The organism is Dermatophilaceae bacterium Sec6.4 (assembly GCA_039636865.1).
In the GTDB taxonomy this organism is placed as follows: Bacteria; Actinomycetota; Actinomycetes; order Actinomycetales; family Dermatophilaceae; genus Allobranchiibius.
The window spans coordinates 2,008,478-2,035,029 of sequence record CP144172.1 but is presented as its reverse complement, the minus strand read 5'-3'; the positions used below and the strand labels follow the sequence as shown (position 1 = coordinate 2,035,029).

Here is a 26,552-nt window from a genome sequence, read left to right as displayed (position 1 = left end):
CGCGGTGGGCAGTCCCCGTCTCTTCCTGCTCAGCGGTCGCTGCGCCGTGGCTCTCCAGCTGCCGTACCCCGAGCACGATCGCCGCGCCGAAGGCGAAACCGGCCGTCGCAATCGCGAGATGACCCTGCTTGCTCAGGCCAGGTTTTACGTCCAGTGCGACCGCGGCAAGCACTGCATCAGCGGCGAAGTGCTGCACCCCGCTGGTCAGTCGGGCACCAGGGGGCCGGAAGGCAGCCAAGGCTGCACCGATCACAGCCGCACGCCGCCGGCACCGTGGTGGGCGGTCATGAGCGGGGTGCTGCATGTGTTGCATGGTCACGTCCGGTTGTGTGCTGGAGAAGAACATCGAGATGCCCGCTCCGGTGACCTGCTGATCATCCCGGACGCTCGCCACCGCCTGCTCAAGCTCGAGCGCTTCGCGGCCCTGCTCACGGTTGCCGAACTGCGCTGACTCCATTGAGCCGCTGCGACAATTCAGCATGGCAGAGCGATGTCGATGCCGCCATCGATGACACGGACGGGGTAGACCGTGACTGGCTGCGTGGCAGGAAGACAGTCGGGTATCCCGGTGGCCAGGTCGAAACGTGAACCGTGCATCCAGCACTCCACGTAACCGTCGTCGACCTCCCCTTCGGACAGTTGGACCTGCCCGTGGCTGCATTCGTCCCGTAGCGCGTACAGGAGCCCGCGGCTGCGGGCAATGCACAGCGCGTGCCCTTGCAGGTCGACGTGGACAGCGCTGTCGTCCTCGACGTCGTCGGCAAGACCGGCCCGCACCCAATGGGTTTCATCGGTCGCGACACTGGTGGGTGCGACGGGTGTGCTCGAACTGTCCGCCGCTATCGGTGCCGGGGCGCCTGCCGCTGCCCCGATATCGGTGAGCACCATGATCAGAGTGGCCGGTTCGCGGGTCTCGTTGGCCAGTGCGACGCGTTCACCTCGCGGTAGCAATGCGATCCTCCCGGGCACCAGGGTTTCGCGCTGACTGCTGCTTCGTACGGTCACTTCCCCGAAGATCGGGATCAGGACCACTTCGGCATCGCCGTGGTCATGCTCTCGCAGGCCGCTGCCGACCGGGATGCTGACCTGGGTGATGCTCAACCGCCCGCCCGCGGGGATCTTGTCGAGAAGCACGTCGAGGGTGGGATCGCCTGGCGTGGTGCTGGGCGTAGTGGTGTCGAGCCTCGGTCGGTCGTTCGTAACAATAATGCGCATGTTCGTCCCCCAGTCCTCGTCCCGGCTCAGTTTTCTCCGTGTAGTAGTGCGCGCAGGACGTCGTGGTTGAACTGGGAAATGACGTCGAGTTGAATGCTCTGTGGGCAGACCGCGGTGCATTCCCCGATCTGTGTGCACCCACCGAATCCCTCAGCATCATGAGCGGCGATCATCGACAAAGCCCGCGAGTCCCGTTCGGGCTGTCCTTGCGGTAGTAGACCCAGGTGGGTGACCTTCGCCCCCGCGAACAACATCGCCGACTTTTCGTGGCCGCTTCATTGACCATCAGGCCCACGGCCACAGACCGCTATGCCGCATACATTCCTCGGCTTGATCGAGCTCTCTCGCGGCATCAAGACCCTGGGTGATCGCGACCTGAGCGCGCCACCCATCCTGCGAACAGCCACGGGCCGCGGCACCCATGCCGATTTGAGCGAGGTACTTGATATTCGGTGAACACGACGCCCGGTCCAACCCCTCGACACCACCGAATACGTCACCGGCAAGATCCGCAAGTGCCAGCAGGGCCTGGGCAAAAGCATGCTTGTCCGACTCTGCCGCTGTGCTCTCATCTGACGGCACCGACACCTCGTGAAAGGGATAAGCCTGCTCGACTTCTCCGCACCCGCAGGAGCAAATCAGCGCGGCTCTAGATCCCCCGTGAGCTATCTCAGGATGCGGCCTCGGCGCGGCGTGTCCACCTTCGTCGTCCCACCGATCAAGGGCACGCTCGATCGGTGTCATCGCGGGTGCGGAGAGAAGCGTGTGACCACCGTCCCCCAGCATTCGCCGGGCAAGCGAGGGCTCGGTGTCCGGTGGGATCACGGTCAGCACCAGGGTGGTGCCGTCGCTCAGCTGCAGATCAATCGCGCCGGTTCCTCGACCGTCGTGGAACCATCCCAATTTCGTTATTCCAAGCGAGGTCCACAACTTGTGAGGTGCTGGTGACCAGAGACCGAGGGTATAAGCAACACGTGCGACACGGGAACCGATCAGCGCGTGAACCGCCAGATCCAGACTCGGAAGCTCCGCCTGAAGAGACGAACTACGAGGCCACCATGCGCCGTCAGACACCCCAGTTTGAGGGTCGCGCGAAAGATTCAGCCGAGCTGCCGGTTCAGTATCGACATCAGTCCGAGCGAGTGGGAGCTTGTGGATCACCATGGGGAACCTGCATCACGAGTGGAATGCGATCACGAAAAGGGCGGGGAGCAAGCACTCCTAAGGCGTGGCAGCGGACGGCCAGACCTTTCCCGAACCAGCTGATCTGTTCAGCACTTTGACGTTACACCCGCGGCCACTGGCTATGAGCGTCGTGCAGCCCCCTGACCTCAACGTCGTACCCAGTATCCAGATCCCAGCACCTCGACGAAATGGGGGTTGAGAGCAGCCGCGACATTCCAGTTCCGGCTGGATTACTGTCAAACTGAGCTACGGAATGCCTGAGCCCCGTGCCGCACCGAGGTCGAATGAGGTTGCCCGGTAAGCATTTCGTGGTTCCCCAAACAGCACTTCTGGAGGGCCACTTGGGACTGCCCCCGGTCTGGTTGACACTAGGGGTGGGTGGTTCTTAGGCCGCGTCAGCGGCCTTGTAGATCATCTCAAATTCGACGGGTGTCAGCTTCCCGAGGTGTCGTTGTCGGCGCCGTCGGTTGTGCCTAGTTTCGATCCAGGTCACGATCGCCAGGCGCAGTTCCTCGTGGGTTTCCCAGCGCTGGGTGTTCAGGACGTTTTTTTGTAGCAGGGCGAAGAAGGACTCCATAGCGGCGTTGTCCCCGCACGCGCCGACGCGGCCCATCGAGCCGCGTAGCCCGTTCTTCTTCAGCAGGCGTACGACTCTCTTCGACCGGAACTGGCCCTGGCTACCCCGGTCGCTGTGCAAGATGGTCATATGCGGTGATCGAAGGCTGATCGCGTTGCGGATCGCTGAGGCGACCAGTGCTGATTTCATCCTCGAGTCGATGGAGTAGCCCACGATCCGCCCGGAGTAGCAGTCCTTGACCGCGCACAGATAGAGCTTGCCGTCACCGGTGGGGTGCTCGGAGGGGGCACCTCCCGCTTGCGGGGGAATATCGGTCAACCACTTCTGGTCCGGCCCGGTCACGGAGAAGTCACGCCCCGGCCCGCCCTCCTTTCGGTCGGCGGTGGGAATCGCGGGCAGGTCATCGTGCACCGACAGGCCAGGTTTACGCCCGGTCCCGCGCTTCTTGGAGTGGGTGGAGAAAATTCGTTGGACTGAGCACAGCCGCCATACCCGGTTCTCCGAGGCGGTGATCCCACGGGCGGGCAGCTCATCAGCGATGAACCGGTACCCGAACCCTGGGCCATCACCGTGGATATCGACCGCAGTGTTGATCAGGTGCGCGTCGTTCCAATCCCGTTGCGACACCGGGTTTCTGACCCATTTGTAGTACCCCTGGGTGAAGAACCCCAGAACCCTGCACGCCACCGATGCGGGCACCGGTCGCGGCCATCTCACGGACGAGCGGGAAGAATATTTTCCCGGCAGATTCGCCTGGGACAAGTACGCCGCTGCGCGGCGTAGGACCTCGTTCTCCTGCTCCAGCAACCGGTTGCGCTTCTTCAACTCGCGCACCTCCGCCGATTGTTTCTCGGTGACACCGGGGCGGTTGCCGTCAACGACATCGGCCCGTTTCAGCCAGTTCGCTAAACAACTATCGGAGATCCCGAAGTCTTTGGCGATCTGATTCAACGGTGCGTCGCCCTTACGGGCGACGGCCACGACGTCGTTGCGGAACTCTCTGGGGTAGGGCTTGGGCATCACAGACATTCTTCCAGCGAGGAGCAATCCTCACAGGTCAGGTGCCAACATCAATACTGGTAGTGCCCCGGAGTCCGGTGGTGTGACTCGAATGTCTACTGGCCTTGTGTGTGCCTTCGTTTGGATATGTCGACCGCCTGGCTCCGGGGTGCAGGTGCTCCCTCGAGCATCCTGCTGTCGCCGGGTTCGGGTGGGCGTGGCTTGATAGGAGCCTTGTTCGCACCGTTGATGTTCTGCCCTTCTGCCCGTCTCGGCGCCGGATCCGCGCCTGGAGAAACGGGCAACAGATGGCTTCAGAATCAGCCGAGTTGAACTACGCCGGTATCGATACCCACAAAGACACCAACGTCGTTGCGGTCATCGACAGTATTGGTCGATTGATCACCACTGCCGCGTTTGCGACGACCAGCAGAGGGTGCGAGCAGCTGCATGAATGGCTCCTGGCCAACGGCCCGGTCAGTATTGTCGGGATCGAAGGCACCGGGTCCTACGGGGCCGGAATCGCAGCGCTGTTGACGGGCCGGGGCCTGGCCGTAGTCGAGGTCAATCGCCCTGACCGTGCGCTGCGTCGCCGGCACGGCAAGACCGACACCATTGACGCCGAAGCAGCAGCCCGCTCAGCGTTGAACGGGAACGCTCAGGGACTGCCCAAAAGCCACGACGGGATCGTGGAATCCATCCGTCTTCACCGTCTGATGCTGACGACGCTGCGCAAGAGTCGCACCGCGCTGATCAACACCCTGCGTTCGGTACTGGTCACCGCGCCGTCCGATATTCGTGACGAGCTGGAGGTATTGACACCGACTGTCCTGTTCACTCGGTGTGCCCGGTTGCGGGTCGATGCCGGCCCGTCGGGCGATCCAGCGGTCGCGGTGAAACAAACACTACGGACCCTGGCCCGCCACATCCAAGGACTGGACACCGAGCTCGCACGGCTACGCGCTGGACTGACAACCCTGGCCGAATCGGCCAACCCCGAACTTATGGCAACCCGTGGCATCGGCGTCGATAGCGCGTGCGCCCTGCTCGTGGCCGCAGGTGACAACCCCGAGCGAATGCACAGCGAATCCGCGTTCGCGTCCCTGTGTGGAGCATCGCCCATTGAAGCCTCTTCCGGGCGCACCGTGCGGCATCGACTCAACCGAGGGGCGATCGCCAAGCCAACAGCGCCCAGTGGCGCATCGCCATGATCCGGCTCAAAACCGATCCCGCAACCCAGGCCTATGCCCAGCGTCGCCGCGGGGAGTCAAAGACAGACCGCGACATCCTGCGGTGCCTCAAACGGCACATAGCCCGCGACATTTACCGTGTCCTGACCCAGCCACCACCCGTCCCCACCGTCGGCGACCTGCGCCCGACCCGTCAACACCTCGGCCTCACGATGCAAGCCGCAGCCGACCATCTGAGCGTCAGCTTGACGACCATCTCTCGAACCGAGCGAGGCATCAGAACCAACCACCAATTCGCCGCGAGCTACCGCTCATGGTTGAGCACGCTGACCCTCCCAGACGCCGCTTGACACCAATAGGAGCATCCAAACTCTGGGCAGTCCCTTCATACAGGGTGTCTCGTGAACGTTCGCTGTCACGACGGACTCTGGGATCTATTTCTCCGTGGGCCAGTCGCGGCCCGGGTTTACCCTGCTACCCGCCACGTTGAGCGCCCGGGTTTGTAGTCAGGTCCAAACCCAGTTCGGCGTTAGGCAGCCCGATCGAAACATGGACCTGCACCAGTCGCCATCGACCATCCTCAAATCGGACGACCCCAGTGACCCTCACCGGTACTGATTCCCCATCAGCTAACGTCACCAGCGCCCGGTCCTGGAACCACCCGAACCCGCCATCGCTGAAACCGCGCGGTGACCCCGCTTGCACCGTGACGGAGCCAGCCTCTTGACTCTGGCTGAAAAACCCAGCCACAGCACCAGCGTGATCGGTGTCCCACTCTTCCTCATCGGTACCGATGGCCACAGTCATATCCGAGGACAACAACTCCTCGGCCGATCCAACACCCCGCATCACGTCGTAGAACTGCTCGACCACAGCCTCCACACCGGCGCTACGACGTATCACCACGGGAGTATCGCAAATCGCGGCCAACGCGACATTGGGGTGACGGGGACTGTCAGCTGAATTGTGTTTCTAGCTCAACACGCCGAAGGAGTCGGCGAGGAAGGCTGGTCACCGATGACCGAGACAATCAAGGGCATGAGTTCGATGCCCAAGGATGCGAAGAAGACAGCCAAACCCGGGGAGTCCGAGCGGGCCGCGGTGCGGGAGTTGGTCAAGGCCGCCCGGGCCCGCCGGGATGATCTGACGGGCCCGGACGGGCTGCTGAAGATGATCACGGCCACTGTCCTTCAGGCCGCTCTGGAGGAGGAGATAGCCGAGCACCTGGGGCATGAGAAACACCAGCCCACTGCGGCCGAGCAGGACGGCAACGTGCGTAACGGTGCTGAGTGATCTGTTTCAGGCAGCCACCCCGTAGATGTTGCGCAACTCTTCGCGTTCTTGCGGCGAGACCACGTTGTAGGAATGCACGCCGTCAGCGTTCATGACGTCGTTCCAGGTGTCGTGCCCTAGCCCCAGCGCGTGGCCGAGTTCGTGCGTGACGACCTGCGACCGCACGGCGGCGGTGGTCCGGGTGTTGTAGTAGCTGTTGATCGTGATCGTGAGCGGGGTGAAGTGCGTCTTTCCCTTCGCGTCTTGAGTCCACGACTGCGACGTGATGGCGATCTGTCCGGTGTCGCCCTGGTTCTTCTCGGAGACCTTGACGCACTGGTTGCTAGTGCCACACGACCTGTAGTAAAGCCCACTCCCCCAGGTCGCAACGGCGGTCTTGACGGGCCAGGCCCCGCTCGTGTGGTCCTCCACGCTGACGTTGCCCCAGTGGCCCGCGGTGTGCGCCCACGTCGGGCCTTCGATGCTGGCGTGGGCCGGTGATGCGAACGCGAGTGACATACCGGCCACCAGCGTGAGGAGTACTCCTATGAGCTTCCCGATCCTGCTGATCATCGCTTCTCCTCACTCGACGGTTGCAGCCAGTGGCATACCGTTTCGTGGCCCTCAGCGGTGAGCCGCTCGCCCAGGTGCAACCCCAGGAACCCAGCTCCATCGGCTTCTACAACATGCATGATTGCTCTTTCAGTCGTCCGGATGCAGGGCACGGCGTGTAAAAGCTGGTCGCTGCAGAGGGAAGGATTCCCCAGATTTCTAGACTCGTTCAATACTTTTCTTTACTATTTGTTTACTATAGCCCCAGAAAATCTTTGAACTAACCAGTTGCCAAAATCAACCGCGTATGAGCGACGGCACCCACCTACCAAATCCCGGATCTGTGAGGAAGTGGCGGCCGCCCCATGCAGCCTGATTTGAGTACGCCCGGGTGTCCACCAAAGGCAGTACGCCGATCGGCAGGAAAACCGATCTGCTCGCTGCGGGGATCCGCAGGGATGACCTGTGCCTCGACCATGGCGTGTCCGGCGCCAGGGCTTCGTGGCCGTAGTTAGAGGCTGCCCTGGCGGAGCTGCATTGACGGGGACACTTTGGTCGTCACGACCTTGGACCGGGCTGGGGCGTTCGGCGCACAACATGCTCGCGTTCGCTGACCAACTGCGCAGCCGCGGTGCTGGGTTGCGGGTCCTGAACCTGGGCGGTGGGGATGTGGACACCGTGATTCCGGTGGGGTCGATGCTCGCCAAGGCTTGGCGTAACTACGAAGTGGCGCCGTGGCGGGTGGAGACGTTCAAGTCCTCTATCGAAGCGCAACTGGTCGCGAAAGTGACCGATGTGGTCGGGTTGTATTGGGCTCCGCCAGATAACGCGATCGTGTTATGTGTGGATGAGAAGTCCCAGATTCAGGCGTTGGACCGGACCGCACCGATGTTGCCGATGCAACCGGGCCTGCCCGAGCGGCGTACTTGTGACTACAAACAGCACGGCACCACCACATTGTTCGCCGCATCGGACATTGCCACGGGAACGGGGACCGGGGCGTGTAAGTCGCGCCATCGCCATCGCCATCGCCATCGCCATCGCCATCGCCATCGCCATGAAGAATTCTTGGCGTTCCTGAAGCAGATCGCCCGCGCCTACCCCGAGAAGGAGTTGCACCTGGTGATGGACAACTACAGAACCCATAAAACGGTGCAGGTCCGCGACTGGCCAGCGGGACCCACGAATTACGGTGCACTTCACCTCGACCTCGGGTCATGGTTGAACCTGGTCGAGGTCTGGTTCGTGATCATCGAGCGACAAGCAATCCACCGCGGATACTCCGGATCCATGAAATACCTCAACGGCCAACCTCCGCGCCTTCGTCAACGGCTGCAACGAGCGCTATCCCCCGTTAGCGTGGAACAAGCCCGCCGAGGAAGTCCTGAAGAAGGCCACCCGTCATGGCCACTTCAAACACGGCCCACTAAGCGCCAGTAAGGCGCTTTGTGTACCCAGGCTTCCGACAACCAAACCGGGGGCCGACCCTTCGCCGAACGCGTCAGTCCGATATGTCTAGCCTGCGTCATCCCGACGCTCGACGACCCTCGGGTCTATCAGATGATTTTTGCCTCCTCCTGTCTAGGGCTAGCCCCGTGTTGGAGTGTCAGCGGATGAACTTTCAGAACTTCCTGACCCCTCGTTCTGAACGAGAACAGGAACAGGCACGAATCTCAGCGAAGCTGACCTGACCTGACCCGGCTGCGATACCGGGGTCTGGCCATCGTCGGGGTCATCGAGGCGATCGTCAAGGACCGGGTCGTCGGCCCCGGATACCACCCGACCGCCGAAATCCAGGACCTATTGGCCGCCACCGTGGTATTCCTAGCCACCACCTGACCCACGTCGGGGCAAGACATCGGACCCGGTCCGTGAGATACGACGCGACACCAACACCCAGCGGTGAAACGTCCCAGAATCTAACGTTGGGACACTGAAAGGGAGCTTCACCAAGCTGCTCGAAGTTGCCTGTGGTTCAAATTAGTGAGCCCTCCCGTGCAAGATGCGGCAGGAATCAGAACAAGTTCACGTCGGCGTGGTCCAGACAACGAAGTTGTTGAGGTGGTGTCCGTTGACTACGCGGCTGTAGGGGTCGCAGGTGATCAGGACGACTACGGGTGTGGTCGAGGTTCCCCATACGCTCTGATCGGTCTGCAGGATCGTCTTGGGCACCGATGCTGTGCGGACCACACGAAGACTCAGCGGCCCACCCGACGTGCATTGCAGATTGACGGCGCCACCAGTGGTGATTTTGACCAGGTTGTAAAAGTTGTCCGGGCCGTCGTAGGTGACGTGCCCGGCGATCACGGAGATCCCGTCCTGGCCAGGTACTGATGAGCCGTCGTACCACATTGTGGTGCGCTGCGGGGGGTAAATCTGCCCCTGCGCGTTTAAACCCAGAGCCCGCACGTCCTCGTTGATCCCGATCGACGGGATCCCCAACACACTAGGCACGCAACCTGGCCCGCTGTTCCCCGCTGCTCTGGGGGTACTGACACCCGTCGGATCCGGCACGCTGCGCACCGCCGGGCCGGAACCGGTGGATCCGCCGCGTATGGCGGCGCCCGACGGCCGCGACGTCCTTGGTTGCGTAGTTACCGCCAGGACACCAGCAGACATTCTCGAAGTCGCAGTCTGGGATTGACCCGGCCTGCTCATCGGCGCACCACCCACCGGTGCACCACCCGTAGGCGATGCACCGATGGGCTGGGCGTCGGCCGCGGTACCCCCGGCCGATGAGCAACCTGTAAGGACCAGACAGGCCACCACGGCGCAGGATGCGTAGACCGATCCATTGACCATGGAGTTCACCGACCCGTGCCTAACGCCGACTGATCCGCCAGAACGCGCCACCTGCGAGAGCTACAGCACCCGCGCCCAGCAGAACGAAACCGATCAGGCCACCACCGCTGCTGCCGCCAGCCGGCCCATCGGTCACGACCACCGGCCCGGTCGTCGTGGCACTGCCAGGGCTGGTCGTGGTGGTGGCACTGCCAGGGCTGGTCGTGGTGGTGGCACTGCCAGGGCTGGTCGTGGTGGTGGCACTGCCAGGGCTGGTCGTGGTGGTGGCACTGCCAGGGCTGGTCGTGGTGCTGGGGCTACCCGGACCCGTCGTGGTGGGGCCGCCAGGACCGGTCGTGGTGGGGCCAGGACCCGTCGTGGTGGGGCCAGGACCCGTCGTGGTGGGGCCGCCAGGACCGGTCGTGGTGGGGCCAGGACCCGTCGTGGTGGGGCCGCCAGGACCGGTCGTGGTGGGGCCGCCAGGACCGGTCGTGGTGGGGCCGCCAGGACCGGTCGTGGTGGGGCCAGGACCCGTCGTGGTGGGGCCGCCAGGACCGGTCGTGGTGGGGCCAGGACCCGTCGTGGTGGGGCCACCAGTGCTGGTCGTGCTGGTCGTGCTGGTCGGTGGCGGCGACGTGGGGCCCGTGCTGCAGGACGGCCTGGTGATGGTGTTGGTGTCCAGGGTGACGGCGCCGTTGCGTGCAAGAAGTCGGCCCTGGATGGTGGCTGTGGTCTGCGCGGTGATCGAGGTCAGCGCTAGGACGCTTCCGGTGAAGGATGAGCCGGTCCCCAGGGTCGCAGAGCTACCAACTTGCCAGTAGATGTTGCAGGGGCTGGCGCCGTTGATGAGCACGACCCTGCTAGCCGAGGCGGTGATCAAGGTCGAGGCGGACTGGAAAATGAAGACTGCGCTGGGGTTGCCCTGAGCGTTGAGTGTCAGCGCGCCAGTCAGTCCCAGGACGTTGCCCTTATAAACGCCAGGTGAAAAAGTTTGTCCACCAAGTTCGGCACCGACGGTCGCGGTAGCCTGCTGGCCCGCAGCCTCGTTGTACCCGGTGGTCAGGTCAGCCTCAGCCTTGGCAGCAACAGCATCCGCACGGTGGATGGTTCCGTTGTTCACCACCCCCGGTGGGAATCCAGTCACGGCATTCCCCGGACTGACGCCCACATCACCACTGATCACCGACGGTCCTGTGTTGGTGACCGTTGATCCGCCGAGGACAGCGAAACTTTGAGCCGTCCCCAACCCGACCGTTGCTTGCGCCGCACTCGAAGGGCCTATCCCCGTCATTGCCACCACCGGTACCAGGACTATCACGCCCCCCAGGCTGGCCAGAAGACGTCGGCTGCTGATAACACGAACGGGAGTAACCATCTGGTGGACCGACTTTCACGCGGGCTATCTATCAGGAATCAAAGCACGCGGCGCGGCCTTGTTGAGCTCAACCCTTAATGGCACCTGCAGCAAAGTCAACGACTTTAGGAACCTCGAATAGCACTGGTGATGCTGGTCGTCGAATTTTCCTAGCGGTTTTGCTCAAAATCTGATCAAAAATTGACAAAGTATTTGCCAAAATTTTACCTTTTTTTTGTTTTGATTGTCACGCTGGGTTTCTGCTGGCTTGTTTTTCCATTTGCGGTTGGGCAACAGTTTTCACCCGCAGCGTCTACCGCTAATTTGGCGGTTCGGGTCTAGGCGTGGTCAGGAGTTTTTTGGTAGGAAGGCTTTCCTGATACTGCAAGCGCGATCCTGAGGCGTTAGTGCTCGAAGGTGAAGAAGCTGTCGGCCAGGCGTCGGGTCGTTTAGATGATGAGGTTCACTCCTTTGGTGCCAGCATTGCTGAGGCCCGTCGGAACGATCCGATGGCCTTGGCCGCGATGCTTTGCCCTGCGCGGGCCTCTCGGCTTGATACATCAAGCGAACCTGCTGCGAGCAGTGCCACGCCAACGTCACTTCCCAGGACGGATCCCCAGCCAACAGGCAGGCGTCGAGTGTGGCGATTTGCGGGTCGCTGAGGTGTTCGGACCTGAGGCGTAGCAGTCCGCGGATCTCGTATAACGGGTCGTCTTTGTGACCGCGTCGCCCCTGGGTGGCGCGTTGGACCCGGCGCCGGACCTCATCCACGACTTGGGTGCCGAGTTTGACGACATGGAACGCGTCCAACACCGCGACTGCGTCGGGGAGCTCATCGCGGATCGCATTGGCGTACACACGGAACGGGTCCAGGGATGTTTGTCTTAACCCGGCGATAAACGCCGGGTCGCTGTTGTTTGAGCCAGCCGGCTACGCGGTCCCGGTCCGGCCGGGGACCACCCCCAATAACCGGGCGTGCAGCCGGGCCGTGCTCATCCCAGGTGGGGTCGACCATCCCGGTCACCGACCGGGCCAACCGGTCCATCAACGCCACCCGCACGGTGTCCCCTGCCGGGCGCCTCCGCGGAGGTAGTCGGTGAACGCGCGCGATCCACCGTGTCTACCGCTCGCAGTTGGTGAGCGAGGACCTTCTGGCCATCGGCCCGTCGCTGTCTGGTGGATGACACGTGCCGGTACAGGGTTACCCAGCTCTGCGCACCGGGCGGGGACATTGGTGTCGGCCTGGCCCATCGACGCCAGAGCGAGGCGAAAATTTGCCGGGGTCATCTTGAACGGTGCCCCACCCAGCCAGCCCTGTTCCCGGGCTGACGCGAGACCGGCCTTTGTCCGCTCGGAGATGAGCGCCCGGTCGAACTCCGCTATGGCAGCGAAGATCCCGAGGACGAGTTCCCCGGAGACAGTGGTGGTGGTGGCGATCGCGGCGCCTTGCCCGGTCAAGACCAGCAGTGACTACGTCACGGCCAGTTGGCCCCTGTTCCGGGGATACCCCGCTCTGCGACCAGCCCGCCTGGGCCAGGTGATCTGGCACCTGTGCACCCAAATATCCAATGCTCGCTCCACCCCGGCGGTCGCCTCAGCCGCAGCGCGCGTGGCCCGTTGCTCATTCGCGTCACCGAAAGTAGCCAACGGGCGGGCAGACGCCCGAGACGCCCGACCCGGTACTCGCTGCGACCAGTCCTGAGCCGCGTCATGTACTCCCAAACGGGTCATCATCAGTAGAGCCCATGTTCGTGGCCATCTCGATCAAACAGTGCTGGGCCTATTCAGTGTCTGGTCCTAGGTGAGGGTCCTGGCTGGGCGCGCTGGTAGCGCCTCGATACCAGCCAGCAGGCCGTCACGGACCGCGACGGCGTCATGACCGTCGGGCAGGTGGACCAGCATCAGGAACCGGGTATGACGCCCCACCAAAGTCTCACCCTCCGAACGATATTTGACCCCAAAGCATAAGTTCCCACCGTAGGAGTACCGCGAATTCAGTGGTCGCATCACTGAAAGTCGACATCGACATCGCCATCTTTCGGCTGACGAATTGACCAGCTGCGTCACGGAAACCTTAGGCAACGGCGCCGTAGGCAGGTCAGCGTGCGGTAGTCCTCGGCATGGCCTACCGGGCCCCGATTTTTCTATCGCCGTCGGATAGAGGCCTGCGGCGGGGCGGCTCAGCTCGCCTGCCCTTGTGGTGAGCCAACCATCGCGAGACCAGTTCGATGTTCGGTCAGGTGTGGTGCTCAGGCGAAGCGTTGCCGATATGAGGTCGGGGTAGTGGCGTACGCGGTGGTGAAATTCTGCCGGAAGGTGACAGGGCTGTTGAATCCGCATACGTGAGCTACCCGCGTCAAGGGCCATGTCGTCGTCTCCAACAGCCGTCGTGACTCATCCAGCCGTCGGGCCAGGACCCACTTTGCCGGCGTCGTGCCGGTGGCCTGCGCAAACCGGCGGGTGAAATTGCGGGGGCTCATCCGGGCGTGATGGGCAAGGTGGCTTAACGACAGTTCCTCATCGAGATGGGTCATGGCCCACTGCAACGTGGAGCCAAGGGAACCGACACCGCCAGGTTCAGCGATCGGTCGCTCGACGTACTGGGCCTGGTCGCCATCACGATGGGGCGCGACGACGAGACGACGCGATAGGGCCGTCGCCACGGCGGCGCCGAGATGGCTACGCACGATGTGCAGACAGGCATCGATCGCGGACGCGGTGCCGGCAGAGGTCAACACGTCGCCGTGGTCGAGGTACAGGGCAGAGTGGTCGACGCTCACGTGGGGGCTTCGGCGCTCGAGTTCGCCGAGCATGGCCCAGTGCGTGACGGCGGACCGGCCGTCCAGCAGGCCGCTGTCCACGACCGGGAAGGCTCCCAGGCATAGTCCGGCGACCTGCGCGCCACCGGCGTGTGCGGCGCGTATGCGTGTCGTCAGTGCCTCCTGCGCCGCCGGCAGGTCCAGCGGCCACGACGGGAACACCAGAAGATCAACGCCGCGCAGTGCCCGTGGCCCGCTCACGTCCTCCACGCGAAGACCTTCAGCAGTTCCCACACCGGCTCCGTCGTTAGTCCACACCGTGGTTGACCACTGCAGCTGCGGGTCCATCCGACCCAGCTCACCAAAAACGAGAAGAGGAGCAGCAAGGTGAAACATGGTGATGCCTTCAAAGGCATGGACGGCAACACGCACGTTTGGCCTGATCTCATCGCAGGTGGGCTTGCTGGCCACTCACGGTACCCCAGGCGATATTGCAGGATAAGAACGAAACGAGACCCACGCCCCAGGAGGAATCATGTCCGACCCGCGCCGCGCACTCATCGTCGTAGACGTCCAGAACGAGTACTTCGACGGACCTCTTCAGATTCAATACCCCCCTCGCGAGCAGTCACTCGCTGCCGTCGTTCGAGCGCTCGACACCGCCGCCCGGCACGACATGCCAGTTGTCCTGGTCAAGCACGAGGCGCCGGCTGGAGTCTTCGTTGCGGGCACCCCAGGCTGGGAGACACACGAGGCGGTCCAAGCACGCGCAACCGACTCCTGGAAGCGGGTCACCAAGAACAAGGGCAGCGTCTTCGCTGGCACCGACCTCGCGTCCTGGCTCACCGACCAAGGCATCGACACGATCACCCTGGTCGGCTACATGACCAACAACTGCATCCTGGCCTCCGCCGCGGGCGCCGAGGAACTCGACCTGCACGCCGAGGTCCTGTCTGACGCCACCGGCGCCATCCACCTGGCCAACGAAGCCGGGAAGGTCTCCGCCGAGCAGCTCCACGAGACCCTGATGGTGCTCCTGCACTCAAATTTCGCGGCCGTGGCCAGCACCGATGACTGGACAACCGCTGCACAAGAACACAAACCGCTGCCCAAGAACAACCTCGGCACCTCCGCAACGCAGGGACGCGCAGCAATCTCGAAGTGACCTTCTCGCCGCCAGCGGCCGCGCTTCGTGCAGCAGCAAGCCAGGGCACGGAACACGATCAGGCAGGACTGAGCTCACTGACAATGCCTAGGCGGAAATCTGCACCAGGACCCCTACGCCCATTCCATAATGAGCAACACCCTGCGGCGCAGTCACCGAGCCCAGTAGGACGAAAGCGGTTCGGTTGCCGATCGGCCTCTGGCGTCATATGGTCCCCGTCAGTGATCCAGCTGAACCCCAGCGACGTCGACTCCTGGTGGTTCTTCGCACCCCCGGCCGATGGGGGTGGTAGCCGAGGCACTTCCTGAACCCGGACGCTGCCCCTTCCTTCTCCGAGTGCGCGGTCGCGAGGATGGCATCGACGTCAAAGATGACGGTTTCGCCGAGGTCGGTGCCCGCGTCCTTCGAGGCTGGCATCCCGTTGGGCGGCTGAGACCAGATGTGGGTGCGGACCTCTGCCCCGGGCCTTGTCGGCTCATTGCGCCACGGCGGGAGTAGACCTCGTCCAAGGTCCGCCACGCTGACGGCACCGACGCGGCCGACACCAGCAAGCTGATGTCACAGGACGTTGATGTCGGCGGTTGCTTCCCCGCAGCTCGTGATCAGGACCGCGACTTGACTAACACCCGCCTCGGGTTGTGGGTGGGGGTAGGCCCGCGCTGGGCCACCGTGCCGGACAGGGCACCGGTCAGACCTACCTGGTCAGCCGGCAGCCGGGTCCCGACGTTGACCGCGTGCGCTATCACCGCGGTCCCGTCGGGCGAGGATGACAGACCGGTTGACCACGACGTAATCCCTTCGAGGTTGATCGGGCGAGAGCTATGGGGTTGTCACCCGGTCACCAGCGTGATTGCCCACGGAGGTCAATCGGACGCATCAGGGAGTTGCAACGACTGACGACGAGGAGCAACCGGGGTCTGCCGTTGTAGACCGTGTAATCCACACCATAAAGTCCCAACTCCGTGAAGCCACGTCAGACGGTGCCGATTCTGAATCGCTGGCCAGCCTCACCGACAGCATCGTCATTCTTGAGACCAAACGCGACGACGTGCTCGGACTCGAGACTAGATGACGGCGCACATTGGTGGGGTGACCCTCGCCGTAACTTCGGCTCGCTCACCGTGGCATTTGCTGTACCTCAGAAGGCTGCGCCACCCCGACAGCGGTCATGCGCTTCTTCGTCGATGCGTGGCGACGGAGAACGTTCCAAGTCCGAACTGCTCGGCGAACCTCGTACGGCCCCGGCAAACGGCGACCACACTCGCGACAAGCAGGCCCACCCCGACTACCTGATAAATGTCGACTTGGAAGAAAACAGTGAACCGGCAGCCGACATCGACCACCAACGGCAAGTCTCCCTTTCGCACAACCGGGAGCATGCCTTCAGCGAAGATCAGAAAAGGACCTCTTATGACAACTCTCGCCACCACCCGACGCCAGTACGAATCCCTCGCCGAAGCAGCCGAACGCACCGGCCTCAGCGCCCGAACCATTCGACGCCGCATCGCTACAGGAAATCTTCCCGCCTACCGATGCGGACCCCGAGTGCTCCGCGTCAAACCCGAAGACGTTGACAAGCTCATGGTTCGGATCCCAACCGCGTAAATAGATTTCCTCGCCACTTTGAGCGCGACTGGCCAGACTGCTATCAGACCTACTCACAGGGCTTTTGAGCCCGCCGCCGTGCGGTGACCGAGCAAAATCCTGACGGTGGATGACCTCGTGACCAGCAGGCAATCCTTCCGGAAATGCCGTATTCAGCCGCGGTGTGCGCCCCTGGCCACTCGACGAGACCATGAACGTCACCCTCGGTCAGTTCGCCGTCGATCACCACTCGCACCTCAGCGGAGAAACCGAGAGATACCTTCGCTGTTGATCACGCACGGGGCCGCTGGCTCAACCCTGTTCAGCCACCATCGAGTCCCAACGGCTCGGGTGACCCCTGGCCGTGCCCGGATGAACAGTCGTGATGTCGATACCTCGACGACGCTGACGATCAACCCAGTTCGGACGCTCGCACCAGACCTGAACAGGCATTCTCCGATCGTCCAGGCCGTCCCGCGCTAGCGGACGATGGTGAAGTCGTAAGACCGGCCTCGCACTGAGCAGCCGATCAGGTCGAGGCAATTCCGTCCGCCATCCGACACGTATCCGACACGCTCCGCATGCTATTAGCCCCTGCCCTGCAGAGTCGCAGGTCAGAGGCTGTTTTTATGGGTGGACGTGAAGGGACTCGAACCCCTGACCTCTCGCGTGTGAGGCGAGCGCTCTAACCAGCTGAGCTACACGTCCAGGACGCACCCAAAACGACTCAGTGCGGCGTCGGGAAGGATAGCCCGGACGTGTGCTCGACCGCGAATCGACCAGTGGCCCGGGAATGTCTGAGCGCCCCACTGTCTTGCACCACACGTCAGACACATCGCTTCACTAAGGAGATCTTCTGTGACCAAACCCCAGGCTTCCCAGTCCGGCACCTTCCAACTCGGTGGCGACCTGCCCGTCGTGCGCCTCGGCTACGGCACGATGCAACTGCCTGGGAAAGGTGTGTGGGGGCCGCCGAAGGACCGCGACCAGGCCATCGCCGTGTTGCGCCGCGCCGTCGAGCTCGGCATTACTTTGTTCGACACCGCCGACTCGTACGGCCCGTATGTGGCCGAAGACCTCCTTCGCGAGGCACTGCACCCGTACGCCGACGATGTCGTCGTTGCCACCAAGGCCGGTCTGACCCGTCAGGGCCCGGGCGTGTGGACTCCGCTCGGCCAGCCCGCGTACCTGCGCCAGGAGGTCGAGATGAGCCTTCGCCGACTCGGCCTGGAGCGCATCGACCTTTTCCAGTTGCACCGCATCGACCCGGCCTACCCCGTCGCGGACCAGGTCGGCGAGCTGAGGCAGTTGCAGGACGAGGGCAAAATTCGCCACATCGGTCTGTCTGAGATCGGCGTCGCTGACCTCAAGGAGGCCCAGAAGACTGCCACGATCGTCTCTGTCCAGAACCTCTACAACCTCGCCAACCGCGATGCCGAAGAATTGCTGGACCACTGCACCACAGAGCAGATCGCCTTCATCCCGTGGTTCCCGCTGGCCACCGGCGCGCTCTCCAAGGAAGACGGCCCGCTGGCCGCCGCATCCAAGGAGCACGGTGCCACCCCGTCGCAGCTGGCCCTCGCGTGGCTGTTGAAGCGCTCCCCCGTGATGCTGCCGATCCCCGGCACCTCCAGCGTCGATCACCTCGACAGCAACACCGCCGCCGCAGCGATCGAACTCACCGATGACGAGTTCAAGGCTCTCAGCGACTCCGCCTGACCGATTGACGGGTGGGCTCGCACACCGCGGGCCCACCCGTGGCCCGACCATTCCGAGGTCACCGCAACCACCTGGCTGATGTTTGTGCCTGGGTCGCTGCAGATCAGCGAGCACTCTGGTGGCGTAACGGCTCTGGTTAATGGCCATGACACGGAGGCTCTCCGAAAGTGACGACCAGATATCGACCGAGCTGGTCAGGACTTATCTATCTGACGAACGATCCGAAAGTGGCAGTTCTCACAGGGTCCATCGTTCGCAACCACGCTTTGGTCAACAGCGACAAGCGTCTCGGCTGGCTCGCGGTCATCGCGTTCCACGGATGGAAAGTAGCCATCCTGGATGCACCCGACGAGGCGCACCCGTGGTGGCAGGGGCTTTTGTCGGGCCACAGCGTTACGGGCAACATCGGCGACATCCCGCTGGAGGTGAAGGTTTGATTGGCTTCTCAGAACTGATCCGAACTTGCTCGTCACAGAGGAGAGGGCCGATCGCCGTCAGTACGGCGGGCCGCTACCTCGCGCTTGGTTTCGTTGACTGCCGACTCATACGAGGTCACCAGCGCGGCGACCGTGAGTGGCTTGAACCGCTCGACGATCTGCCGTAACTCATCGGGCGGGATACCCGCTTCTTTGTAGGCCGGCCACACCTGGTCGCGCAGCACGTCGCTCAACTCCTGCGCAATGGCCCGGCCGTGGGCTGTGAAGATCTGCTGCGCCGCCAGCGCCGCCGACAACGGCATCCCTAGATCGAGCATCGACACGCCTATCGAAAGGTGGGCGACAGCGACCCGGTACCGCGTCCTGCCCTCGGGCACCACGATCCCCATGGTCTGCAGCATCGACAGATCCTCAGCGCTCAGCGCCCGTCCCGTCCTGCCCTGCAACTCCCCGAGCGTCAACGTCTCCGGCAGGTCCGCCATCCATGGCGCTAGTAGCGTGCGGTGCAGCGCGATCGTCTCGGGGGTGGCATCCGGCGGCAATCGGCTCACGTAGCTCTCGATCGCCGCGAGGGTGAACCCATGCGCCTGCAGCTCACGCATCAACTCCAGCCGCGCCAGATGATCACCCGTGTAGAGCGCCGACCGACCACGTCGCTGCGGCTGCGGCAGCATTCCGCGGCCGGTGTAGAAGCGAATGGTCCGGGCCGCAAAACCCGACCGCGTGACGAGTTCATCGAGCGTCAGCTCCAATGCGGGTAGGTCGGACATAGGGGAATGGTTGCATATTCGCCCTCGCCCTAACACTGACAGTGTCACTGTCAGTGTTAGGGTCAGAACTGTCGATGTACGCCGCCCGTGCTGCTCGTCATTGCGATCAGCCACGGAGCAGAACCAGGAGTTTGACCATGGCAGAAGTCCCCCAGGCAATCGTCTACGACGCCATCCGGACGCCGCGCGGACGCGGTAAGAAGACCGGTTCGCTGTACGAGGTCAAGCCGATCGACCTCGTCGTCGGGCTCATCGACGAGCTGCGTAAGCGCAACCCTGAACTGGATGTGGACCGCATCGACGACCTGGTCCTCGGCGTCGTGAGCCCGGTCGGCGACCAGGGCTCGGATATCGCGAAGACAGCCGCGCTGGCGGCCGGTCTGCCCGACACCGTCGCCGGGGTACAGCTCAACAGGTTCTGCGCATCCGGGCTGGAGGCCGTCAACCAGGCGGCCGGCCGGGTCCGCTCCGGCTTCGAAGACCTCATCCTTGCTGGTGGCGTCGAGTCGATGTCACGCGTGCCGATGGCCTCGGACGGCGGCGCGTGGGCCATGGATCCCGCCACCGCACTCACCACCGACTTCGTCCCGCAGGGCATCGGCGCCGACCTCATCGCCACCATCGAGGGCTTCTCCCGCACCGACGTCGATGCGTACGCCACTGAGTCGCACGCCCGCGCGGCCCACGCCGAGCAGTCCGGATATTTCAAGGGCTCGGTCATCCCCGTCGCCGACCGCAACGGCCTGACAGTCCTGGACCACGACGAGACCATCCGTCCCGGTACCTCCGTGGAGTCTCTTGCCGGTCTGAAGCCATCCTTCAAGGACATCGGTGACCTCGGTGGCTTCGACTCGGTCGCCCTCGAGAAGTACCACTGGGTCGACGAGATCAACCACGTGCACCACGCGGGCAACTCCTCCGGCATCGTCGACGGCGCCGCACTGACGCTGATCGGTACCGACGCGATAGGCCGCGAGTTGGGTCTCCGACCGCGCGCCCGGGTGCTCGCCGTCGCCGTCAGCGGCGCCGACCCGACCATCATGCTCACCGGCCCCACGCCGGCAGCGCTCAAAGCGCTCGCCAGAGCCGGCCTGAGCGCCTCCGACATCGACCTGTTCGAGATCAACGAAGCCTTCGCCGCAGTGCCGATGCGCTTCATGCGCGACCTCAAGGTGAGTCACGACCGGGTCAACGTCAACGGTGGTGCCATCGCCATGGGGCACCCGCTGGGCGCGACCGGCGCGATGATCCTCGGAACACTGATCGACGAGCTCGAACGCCGCGACCTGCACCTGGGCCTGGCATCGCTGTGCGTCGGCGGCGGCATGGGAATTGCCACCATCATCGAACGCATCTGACCAGCAGCGCTGCCCTCACCACACCGACATCAAGGACTCTCGACGATGACCACCACAGATACTGAACAGACCTCTGCCGTTCGCTACTCCCGGGACTCCGATGGCGTCGTGACCCTGCTGCTCGACGACCCGCAGTCCAGCGCCAACACGATGAACGACCGGTACGCCGAAGGTATGGCGGCGGCGGTCGATCGGCTCGAAGCCGAGGCGACAGCAGGCGAGTTGTCTGGGGTCATCCTCGCCAGTGCGAAGAAGACCTTCTTCGCCGGCGGCAACCTGACGGCACTGCAGTCGGTACAGCCTGAGGACGCAGCTCAGTTCTTCGAGCAGGTCGAGACGATGAAGTCCCAGCTGCGGCGCCTGGAACGGATCGGCAAGCCCGTCGTGGCTGCGTTGAACGGCACCGCACTGGGCGGCGGCCTGGAGATCGCGCTGGCGGCCCACCACCGCATTGCGGTCGACAACCCCAAAGCCAAGTTCGGCTTTCCGGAGGTCACCCTCGGTCTGCTGCCCGGAGGTGGCGGTGTGACACGCAGTGTACGAATGCTCGGTCTGCAGAGTGCGTTGATGGACTGGTTGCTGCAGGGTCAGCAGCGTGGCCCTGCGCAGGCCGCCGAGAAAGGATTCATCGACGAGATCGTCGCGACCAACGACGAGTTGCTCCCGGCCGCCCACGCCTGGGTGCTCGCGAACAAGGACAACGCCCAGGCGGCCAGCCAGCCGTGGGACCGCCCCGGATACCGGCTACCCGGTGGCACACCCAGCAGCCCCAAGCTCGCGCAGTTCCTGCCCGCATTCCCGGCAAATCTGCGCAAGCAGCTCAAGGGCGCGGCCTACCCCGCGCCGCGCGCCATCCTGTCCGCAGCGGTCGAAGGTGCGCAGGTCGATGTCGACACCGCGAGCCGCATCGAGTCGCGCTACCTGACCTCGCTGGCCACCGGTCAAACGGCAAAGAACATGATTCAGGCGTTCTTCTTCGACATGCAGGAGATCTCCTCCGGGTCGTTGCGGCCGCAGGGCTTCAGAACCTCCAAGGTCGCACGCGTCGGTATCCTCGGCGCGGGGATGATGGGCGCCGGCATTGCCTACGCCTGCGCCACCCGCGGCATCGACGTCGTGCTGAAGGACGTGTCCGCCGTGGGAGCTGAGAAGGGTAAGGCGTACAGCGACCGGTTACTGGCCAAGAAGGTGACGCGGGGTCAGCTGACTCCCGAGGCCCGCGACGCTATCCTCGCGCGCATCACCCCGACCGACCAGGCGAGCGACCTGACGGGGTGCGACGCAGTCATCGAGGCCGTCTTCGAAGACGCCGACCTCAAAGTAAAGGTCTTCAATGAAGCGTTGACCGTGCTGGATGACAAGGCGCTGTTGTGCTCCAACACCTCCACGCTGCCGATCACCTCACTGGCCGAGAATGTCACGCGCCCCGACGATTTCGTCGGACTGCACTTCTTCTCCCCCGTCGACAAGATGAAGCTCGTGGAGATCATCCGCGGCAAACGGACCTCGGACGACGCACTCGCTCGCGCCGTTGACCTGGTGCAGCAGATCGGCAAGATCCCGATCGTCGTCAACGACGCACGCGGTTTCTACACGAGCCGTGTCTTCGGCACCCTCATCCTCGAAGGCGTCGCGCTCGTCGGAGAAGGTGTGGACCCGGCGACCATCGAGCGGGGCGCAACGATGGCCGGCTTCCCCGCGCCGCCGCTCGCGATGCTCGACGAGGTCTCCCTGAGCCTGACCCAGCACATCCGGGGCGAAGCGGAGAAGGCCGCCGCGCAGGCAGGCACCGAGTTGCCGGCCCAGCCGGGCAGCGACGTCATCGATCGGATGGTCAGCGAGTTCGGCCGCAAGGGGCGCGCCGCCGGGGCCGGTTTCTACGACTACCCCGCCGACGGTCCTAAGAAGTTGTGGCCGGGTGTGCGCGAGCACTTCACGAAGGCAGCCGCATCAGTGCCGATGCTCGACATCCAGGACCGTTACCTGTTCGCGATGGCGCTGGAGACGGCCGCGTGTTTCGAAGAAGGCGTCATCGAGTCGGCAGCAGCAGCCAATGTCGGCTCGATCTTCGGCATCGGTTACCCGCCTCTGTACGGCGGCACCGTCCAGTTCATGCAGGGGTATGCCGGTGGGCTCGGTGGGTTCGTCACCCGCGCCCGCGAGTTGGCTGCCGCGTACGGCCCCCGCTTCGAACCGAGCGCCTGGCTGGTGGCGAAGGCCGAGTCCGGCACGAGCTTCTGACAGTGCTGGATTCTGCAGTGAGCGAGCTGCCGCTGGTCGGCGTGCGGGTGGTGAGCCTAGCGGTCAACCTGCCCGGTCCGGCCGCCGCAGCACGGCTGCACGCCCTCGGGGCCACGGTCACCAAGGTTGAGCCACCCAGCGGCGACCCGTTGGAGTTCGGCGCGGATGCCTATTACCGACAACTGGTGGCCGGGCAGCGCGTCGTACAGCTCGATCTCAAGGCGGACCTTGCGCCGTTGTGGACGCTGCTGGAGGAGACCGACCTGATGGTCACCTCCAGCCGCCCGTCAGCGCTGGCCCGTCTCGGGCTGGACTGGACCACCGTGCATGCCAGGCTGCCCGCGTTGTGTCAGGTCTCCATCGTCGGCCACCCCGGCGCAGACGCCGAGATCGCCGGGCACGACCTGACCTATCAGGCTGCGGTCGGTACCTTGAGCCCACCGGCCATGCCGACCGTCCTGGTCGCTGATCTCGCGGGGGCCGAGCGCGCCGTCGCAGACGGTCTGGCGGCGCTGCTGCACACGGCACGCACCGGCGAGGGAGTGCACCGTGAGGTTGCGTTGAGCGATGTCGCACTGGCGATGGCGCAGCCTGCAGCACATGGGATGACCGGGCCGGAAGGGTTCCTCAATGGCACCCTGCCCGCCTACGGGATCTACGACACCGCACGGGGATTCATCGCCGTCGCGGCTCTCGAAGCGCACTTCTGGGCGGGTCTGACCGCACGGCTCGGGGTCGAGGGCAGTCGCGCCGATCTCGCGGCGGCCTTTAAGGCGCGCACCGCCGAGGAGTGGGAAGCCTGGGGCAAAGAGCACGGATTGCCGATCGCCGCCGTCAGAACACCGGGCAGCCCCATGACACGCAACGCGCACCAGGACAACGCACAACGAGACGAAAAGGCCTGACATGCAGCTGACCAGCACCTACCGCTCCCCGTGGATGACCGAGGACCTGGACGACATCCGCGACCTGGCCCGCACCTTCTTCACCAAGGAGTCGGTGCCTCATCACGCGAAGTGGGCACAGCAGCATCAGGTGGACCGCGAGTTCTGGAACGCCGCCGGATCGGCCGGGTTGCTGTGTATCGGACTACCCGAGGAGTACGGCGGCGGCGGCGGCACCTTCGCGCACGAAGCCGTCGTGATGGAAGAGCAGGCCGTGGCCTGCGACGACGCTTTCGGTTACAGCGTGCACAGCACGATCGTGGCGCCTTACATCGCCAATTACGGTACCGAGGAGCAGAAGCGGCGGTGGCTGCCCGGCCTGGTCTCCGGCGAGCTGGTCGGAGCCATCGCGATGACTGAGCCCGGTGCCGGATCGGATCTGCAGAACCTACGGACCTCGGCCCGACTCGACGGCGACCACTATGTCGTCAACGGTTCGAAGACGTTCATCACCAACGGTTCGCACGCCAACCTGATCATCGTCGTGGTCCGCACCGGCGAAGCCGGCGGCAAGGGCCTGTCGCTACTCGTTGCCGAGACCGATGATCTACCGGGTTTCGAGCGCGGACGGGTACTGGAGAAGATCGGGATGCCCGGTCAGGACACCCGCGAGCTTTTCTTCGGCGATATGCGCGTCCCCACCACGAACCTCCTCGGTGGCGAAGAAGGCCAGGCATTTGCTCAACTGATGGAGCAACTACCCCAGGAACGACTCATCATCGCGGTCGCCGCGGCCAAGGGGATGGAGGTCGCGGTCGAGCAGACTGTGGCCTACGCCAAAGAGCGTGAGGCGTTCGGCCGCAACCTCATGCAGTTCCAGAACACCCGCTTCGTGCTCGCCGAGTGCGCCACCGAGGCGCGGGCTGTGCGGACCTTCGTGGACCACTGCATCGTGCAGCACCTCAAAGGTGAACTAGACGCCTCCTCAGCATCGATGGCCAAGTGGTACGCCACCCAGAAGCAGTGCGAGGTCATCGACAAGTGCCTGCAGATCTTCGGCGGCTACGGCTACATGCTGGAGTACCCCATCGCGCGGGCCTATGCCGCAGCACGGGTACAGAAGATCTACGGCGGCACCAACGAGATCATGAAGGAGCTGATCGCCCGCACGCTCTGAGCGCAGCGGTGCGGATCAGAGACCGGGCAGCCTCACCAGCGGTGTCGTGACGAACGACGGCAACCAGGTGGGTACGCCCTGCCACAGCAGGTATCCGTAGATGCATCCCAGTACGAGCGCAACGACAGCAAGGCTGACCAGGCCGCGGATGAGAATGTTCTGCTTCCCGAGCCAGCGGGTCCAGGACCGTACCTTGTCCTTGGCAAACCTCAGCAGCCGCGAGGCCCACGCGAATTCTGAGGCCCATACGCCCAATCCGACGAAGATGATGACCCATCCCGGCCCTGGAAGCGGCAACAGGATGATGCCCCCCACCACGATCGCCAAACCGAATACCGCAATGAAGATCCGGTAGATGAAATAGGCCGTGGGGTTGGCGCGGATCTTGCGCTGCCAGGCCCATCGGGCCGGCGTCGCCTCCCGGGATCCCTCATGATTCTTGACGGGCGTACTCATGGACATAGCTCCGGTGTCGGTGTCGGTGGTCAGGGGGTGGGGTCTTCATCCTGCGCCACTGCATCTGCGAACACGCGCGCAGCCTGGGCGGTGACAGGTCCAGGGGTGAGGGTGCGTGCGTCCACAGCGTGTACGGCCTGCACGTCTCGCAGCGACGACGTCACAAACAACTCGTCGGCGCGAGTGAGCACCTCCAGCGGCATCGCGACCTCCCGGATCGGCATACCGGCCGCCGCGCACCACCGCAGCGTCAGTGCACGGCCGATTCCGGGCAGCGCGCCAGAAGCCAATGGTGGCGTCAGGATCTCACCGTCGATGACAACGAAGATGTTGGTGGCGGTACCTTCGCACAGCTCGCCCATCGTATTGGCGAAGATCCCCTCGTCGGCGTCGCGTTCCGTTGCGTAGGCCAGCGCAACAACGTTCTCGGCGTAGGACGTCGTTTTCAAACCGGCAAGCACGCCTCGTTCGTTGCGAACCCACGGCAACGTGACCAGCGCACAACTGGCCGCAGAAGGCTGCGATTCGCCAGCCGTGACGATGTAGGTCAGCGGGGAGTTCAAGCGCCCCGAACCCAGCGGCCCCGCTCCCCCGGTCACCATGTAGCGCAACCTCCCCAGCGCCATCGGCTCGCTCAGGACGGCCGCGATTCCTTCGTCGAGCCGGTCCCGATCAGCAGACGGCAACTTCAAACCCGCGAGGGTGCGATTGAACCGGGCGTGGTGCATCGATCGAGCGATCACGTGACCGTCGAGCACCTTGCACGTCTCGAAGGCGCCGTCGCCGACCGTGACACCGTGGTCCAGTGCGCTCAGGCTGGGCGTGTCATCGACGCGTTCACCGTCCACCCATACCCGGATATTCATAACGCCGACCT

26 protein-coding genes, 1 tRNA gene and 4 pseudogenes are annotated in these 26,552 nt (G+C 63.9%); 13 read left to right on the top strand and 18 right to left on the bottom strand.

Annotation, left to right across the window (positions count from 1 at the left end; translation table 11 throughout):
- Nucleotides 1-4: 4 nt before the first annotated feature.
- Nucleotides 5-451, top strand: coding sequence for a hypothetical protein (locus tag V3G39_09815; GenBank protein XAS74963.1), 447 nt, complete (start codon nucleotides 5-7; stop codon nucleotides 449-451).
- A gap of 23 nt (nucleotides 452-474) precedes the next feature.
- Here the strand turns inward: V3G39_09815 and V3G39_09810 are convergent, their stop codons facing one another.
- The 4 genes and pseudogenes from V3G39_09810 to V3G39_09795 all read right to left on the bottom strand — a co-directional run bounded on the left by V3G39_09810 (nucleotide 475) and on the right by V3G39_09795 (nucleotide 3,997).
- Complete coding sequence (locus tag V3G39_09810) at nucleotides 475-1,215, bottom strand: Rieske 2Fe-2S domain-containing protein (GenBank protein XAS74962.1); 741 nt, start codon at nucleotides 1,213-1,215, stop codon at nucleotides 475-477.
- Between the two features lie 26 nt (nucleotides 1,216-1,241).
- Nucleotides 1,242-1,475: pseudogene (locus V3G39_09805) on the bottom strand (succinate dehydrogenase/fumarate reductase iron-sulfur subunit).
- Between the two features lie 25 nt (nucleotides 1,476-1,500).
- Entirely contained in the window at nucleotides 1,501-2,379 is an 879-nt protein-coding gene (locus V3G39_09800; GenBank protein ID XAS74961.1) for a DUF5994 family protein, read from the bottom strand.
- A 406-nt stretch (nucleotides 2,380-2,785) separates the two neighbouring features.
- A complete protein-coding gene (locus V3G39_09795; GenBank protein XAS74960.1) occupies nucleotides 2,786-3,997 on the bottom strand; it encodes an IS3 family transposase in 1,212 nt (403 codons plus the stop codon).
- Between the two features lie 287 nt (nucleotides 3,998-4,284).
- Between V3G39_09795 and V3G39_09790 the strand changes: the two genes are divergently transcribed.
- On the top strand, nucleotides 4,285-5,187 hold the full coding sequence (locus V3G39_09790; protein ID XAS74959.1) for an IS110 family transposase: 903 nt from the start codon (nucleotides 4,285-4,287) through the stop codon (nucleotides 5,185-5,187).
- Between the two features lie 56 nt (nucleotides 5,188-5,243).
- Here the strand turns inward: V3G39_09790 and V3G39_09785 are convergent, their stop codons facing one another.
- Nucleotides 5,244-5,399, bottom strand: a complete 156-nt coding sequence (locus tag V3G39_09785; protein XAS74958.1) for a hypothetical protein — start codon at nucleotides 5,397-5,399, stop codon at nucleotides 5,244-5,246.
- Between the two features lie 241 nt (nucleotides 5,400-5,640).
- Nucleotides 5,641-6,072: a nuclear transport factor 2 family protein gene (locus V3G39_09780; GenBank protein XAS74957.1), complete on the bottom strand. Its 432-nt coding sequence runs from the start codon at nucleotides 6,070-6,072 to the stop codon at nucleotides 5,641-5,643.
- A 132-nt stretch (nucleotides 6,073-6,204) separates the two neighbouring features.
- Between V3G39_09780 and V3G39_09775 the strand changes: the two are divergent.
- Nucleotides 6,205-6,450 (top strand): annotated as a pseudogene (locus V3G39_09775) (transposase).
- A 15-nt stretch (nucleotides 6,451-6,465) separates the two neighbouring features.
- On the opposite strand, the gene V3G39_09770 reads toward V3G39_09775, so the two are convergent.
- Nucleotides 6,466-7,011 (bottom strand): matrixin family metalloprotease, encoded by a 546-nt coding sequence (locus V3G39_09770; GenBank protein XAS74956.1) that lies wholly within the window; start codon nucleotides 7,009-7,011, stop codon nucleotides 6,466-6,468.
- Complete coding sequence (locus V3G39_09765) at nucleotides 7,008-7,130, bottom strand: hypothetical protein (protein ID XAS74955.1); 123 nt, start codon at nucleotides 7,128-7,130, stop codon at nucleotides 7,008-7,010. The genes V3G39_09770 and V3G39_09765 overlap by 4 nt, the downstream gene beginning before the upstream one ends.
- Before the next feature lie 251 nt (nucleotides 7,131-7,381).
- On the opposite strand from V3G39_09765, the pseudogene V3G39_09760 reads away from it, so the two are divergent.
- Together V3G39_09760 and V3G39_09755 are read left to right on the top strand one after the other, a co-directional pair.
- Nucleotides 7,382-7,692, top strand: a pseudogene (locus V3G39_09760) (recombinase family protein).
- Nucleotides 7,687-8,430, top strand: coding sequence for an IS630 family transposase (locus V3G39_09755; GenBank protein ID XAS78215.1), 744 nt, complete (start codon nucleotides 7,687-7,689; stop codon nucleotides 8,428-8,430). The pseudogene V3G39_09760 and the gene V3G39_09755 overlap by 6 nt, the downstream one beginning before the upstream one ends.
- 585 nt (nucleotides 8,431-9,015) lie before the next feature.
- On the opposite strand, the gene V3G39_09750 is transcribed toward V3G39_09755, so the two are convergent.
- The 6 genes and pseudogenes from V3G39_09750 to V3G39_09725 all read right to left on the bottom strand — a co-directional run bounded on the left by V3G39_09750 (nucleotide 9,016) and on the right by V3G39_09725 (nucleotide 14,178).
- Nucleotides 9,016-9,444, bottom strand: coding sequence for a class F sortase (locus tag V3G39_09750; protein XAS74954.1), 429 nt, complete (start codon nucleotides 9,442-9,444; stop codon nucleotides 9,016-9,018).
- A 367-nt stretch (nucleotides 9,445-9,811) separates the two neighbouring features.
- The gene (locus V3G39_09745) at nucleotides 9,812-11,062 is read right to left on the bottom strand and encodes an ice-binding family protein (GenBank protein ID XAS78214.1); all 1,251 of its coding nucleotides are present in this window, start codon (nucleotides 11,060-11,062) and stop codon (nucleotides 9,812-9,814) included.
- A 411-nt stretch (nucleotides 11,063-11,473) separates the two neighbouring features.
- Entirely contained in the window at nucleotides 11,474-12,022 is a 549-nt protein-coding gene (locus V3G39_09740) for a transposase (GenBank protein ID XAS78213.1), read from the bottom strand.
- 287 nt (nucleotides 12,023-12,309) lie between these two features.
- Nucleotides 12,310-12,592: pseudogene (locus V3G39_09735) on the bottom strand (recombinase family protein).
- Between the two features lie 330 nt (nucleotides 12,593-12,922).
- Complete coding sequence (locus tag V3G39_09730) at nucleotides 12,923-13,051, bottom strand: hypothetical protein (GenBank protein XAS74953.1); 129 nt, start codon at nucleotides 13,049-13,051, stop codon at nucleotides 12,923-12,925.
- A 323-nt stretch (nucleotides 13,052-13,374) separates the two neighbouring features.
- The gene (locus tag V3G39_09725; protein XAS74952.1) at nucleotides 13,375-14,178 is read right to left on the bottom strand and encodes a helix-turn-helix domain-containing protein; all 804 of its coding nucleotides are present in this window, start codon (nucleotides 14,176-14,178) and stop codon (nucleotides 13,375-13,377) included.
- Nucleotides 14,179-14,419: 241 nt separating this feature from the next.
- On the opposite strand from V3G39_09725, the gene V3G39_09720 reads away from it, so the two are divergent.
- Complete coding sequence (locus V3G39_09720; GenBank protein ID XAS74951.1) at nucleotides 14,420-15,049, top strand: isochorismatase family protein; 630 nt, start codon at nucleotides 14,420-14,422, stop codon at nucleotides 15,047-15,049.
- A gap of 1,296 nt (nucleotides 15,050-16,345) precedes the next feature.
- Nucleotides 16,346-16,654: a helix-turn-helix domain-containing protein gene (locus tag V3G39_09715; protein ID XAS74950.1), complete on the top strand. Its 309-nt coding sequence runs from the start codon at nucleotides 16,346-16,348 to the stop codon at nucleotides 16,652-16,654.
- 613 nt (nucleotides 16,655-17,267) lie between these two features.
- Here V3G39_09715 and V3G39_09710 read toward each other — a convergent pair.
- A tRNA-Val gene (locus V3G39_09710) sits at nucleotides 17,268-17,341 on the bottom strand.
- Between the two features lie 150 nt (nucleotides 17,342-17,491).
- Between V3G39_09710 and V3G39_09705 the strand changes: the two genes are divergently transcribed.
- Both V3G39_09705 and V3G39_09700 read left to right on the top strand, forming a co-directional pair.
- On the top strand, nucleotides 17,492-18,352 hold the full coding sequence (locus tag V3G39_09705) for an aldo/keto reductase (GenBank protein XAS74949.1): 861 nt from the start codon (nucleotides 17,492-17,494) through the stop codon (nucleotides 18,350-18,352).
- Between the two features lie 227 nt (nucleotides 18,353-18,579).
- Complete coding sequence (locus tag V3G39_09700) at nucleotides 18,580-18,789, top strand: hypothetical protein (protein XAS74948.1); 210 nt, start codon at nucleotides 18,580-18,582, stop codon at nucleotides 18,787-18,789.
- Between the two features lie 32 nt (nucleotides 18,790-18,821).
- Here the strand turns inward: V3G39_09700 and V3G39_09695 are convergent, their stop codons facing one another.
- Entirely contained in the window at nucleotides 18,822-19,559 is a 738-nt protein-coding gene (locus tag V3G39_09695; protein ID XAS74947.1) for a MerR family transcriptional regulator, read from the bottom strand.
- A 137-nt stretch (nucleotides 19,560-19,696) separates the two neighbouring features.
- Between V3G39_09695 and V3G39_09690 the strand changes: the two genes are divergently transcribed.
- From V3G39_09690 to V3G39_09675, 4 genes are read left to right on the top strand one after another with little or no spacing between them, the layout of a single operon-like run.
- Nucleotides 19,697-20,917: an acetyl-CoA C-acetyltransferase gene (locus V3G39_09690; GenBank protein XAS74946.1), complete on the top strand. Its 1,221-nt coding sequence runs from the start codon at nucleotides 19,697-19,699 to the stop codon at nucleotides 20,915-20,917.
- 45 nt (nucleotides 20,918-20,962) lie between these two features.
- Nucleotides 20,963-23,158 (top strand): 3-hydroxyacyl-CoA dehydrogenase NAD-binding domain-containing protein, encoded by a 2,196-nt coding sequence (locus V3G39_09685; GenBank protein ID XAS74945.1) that lies wholly within the window; start codon nucleotides 20,963-20,965, stop codon nucleotides 23,156-23,158.
- Between the two features lie 2 nt (nucleotides 23,159-23,160).
- Complete coding sequence (locus tag V3G39_09680; protein ID XAS74944.1) at nucleotides 23,161-24,063, top strand: CoA transferase; 903 nt, start codon at nucleotides 23,161-23,163, stop codon at nucleotides 24,061-24,063.
- A 1-nt stretch (nucleotide 24,064) separates the two neighbouring features.
- A complete protein-coding gene (locus V3G39_09675; GenBank protein XAS74943.1) occupies nucleotides 24,065-25,219 on the top strand; it encodes an acyl-CoA dehydrogenase family protein in 1,155 nt (384 codons plus the stop codon).
- Nucleotides 25,220-25,234: 15 nt separating this feature from the next.
- Here the strand turns inward: V3G39_09675 and V3G39_09670 are convergent, their stop codons facing one another.
- Both V3G39_09670 and V3G39_09665 read right to left on the bottom strand, forming a co-directional pair.
- Entirely contained in the window at nucleotides 25,235-25,675 is a 441-nt protein-coding gene (locus V3G39_09670; GenBank protein ID XAS74942.1) for a TIGR02611 family protein, read from the bottom strand.
- A gap of 29 nt (nucleotides 25,676-25,704) precedes the next feature.
- Nucleotides 25,705-26,541 carry an aminotransferase class IV gene (locus V3G39_09665; protein ID XAS74941.1) on the bottom strand — a complete coding sequence of 279 codons (837 nt, stop codon included), beginning with the start codon at nucleotides 26,539-26,541 and terminating at the stop codon, nucleotides 25,705-25,707.
- Nucleotides 26,542-26,552: the final 11 nt, after the last annotated feature.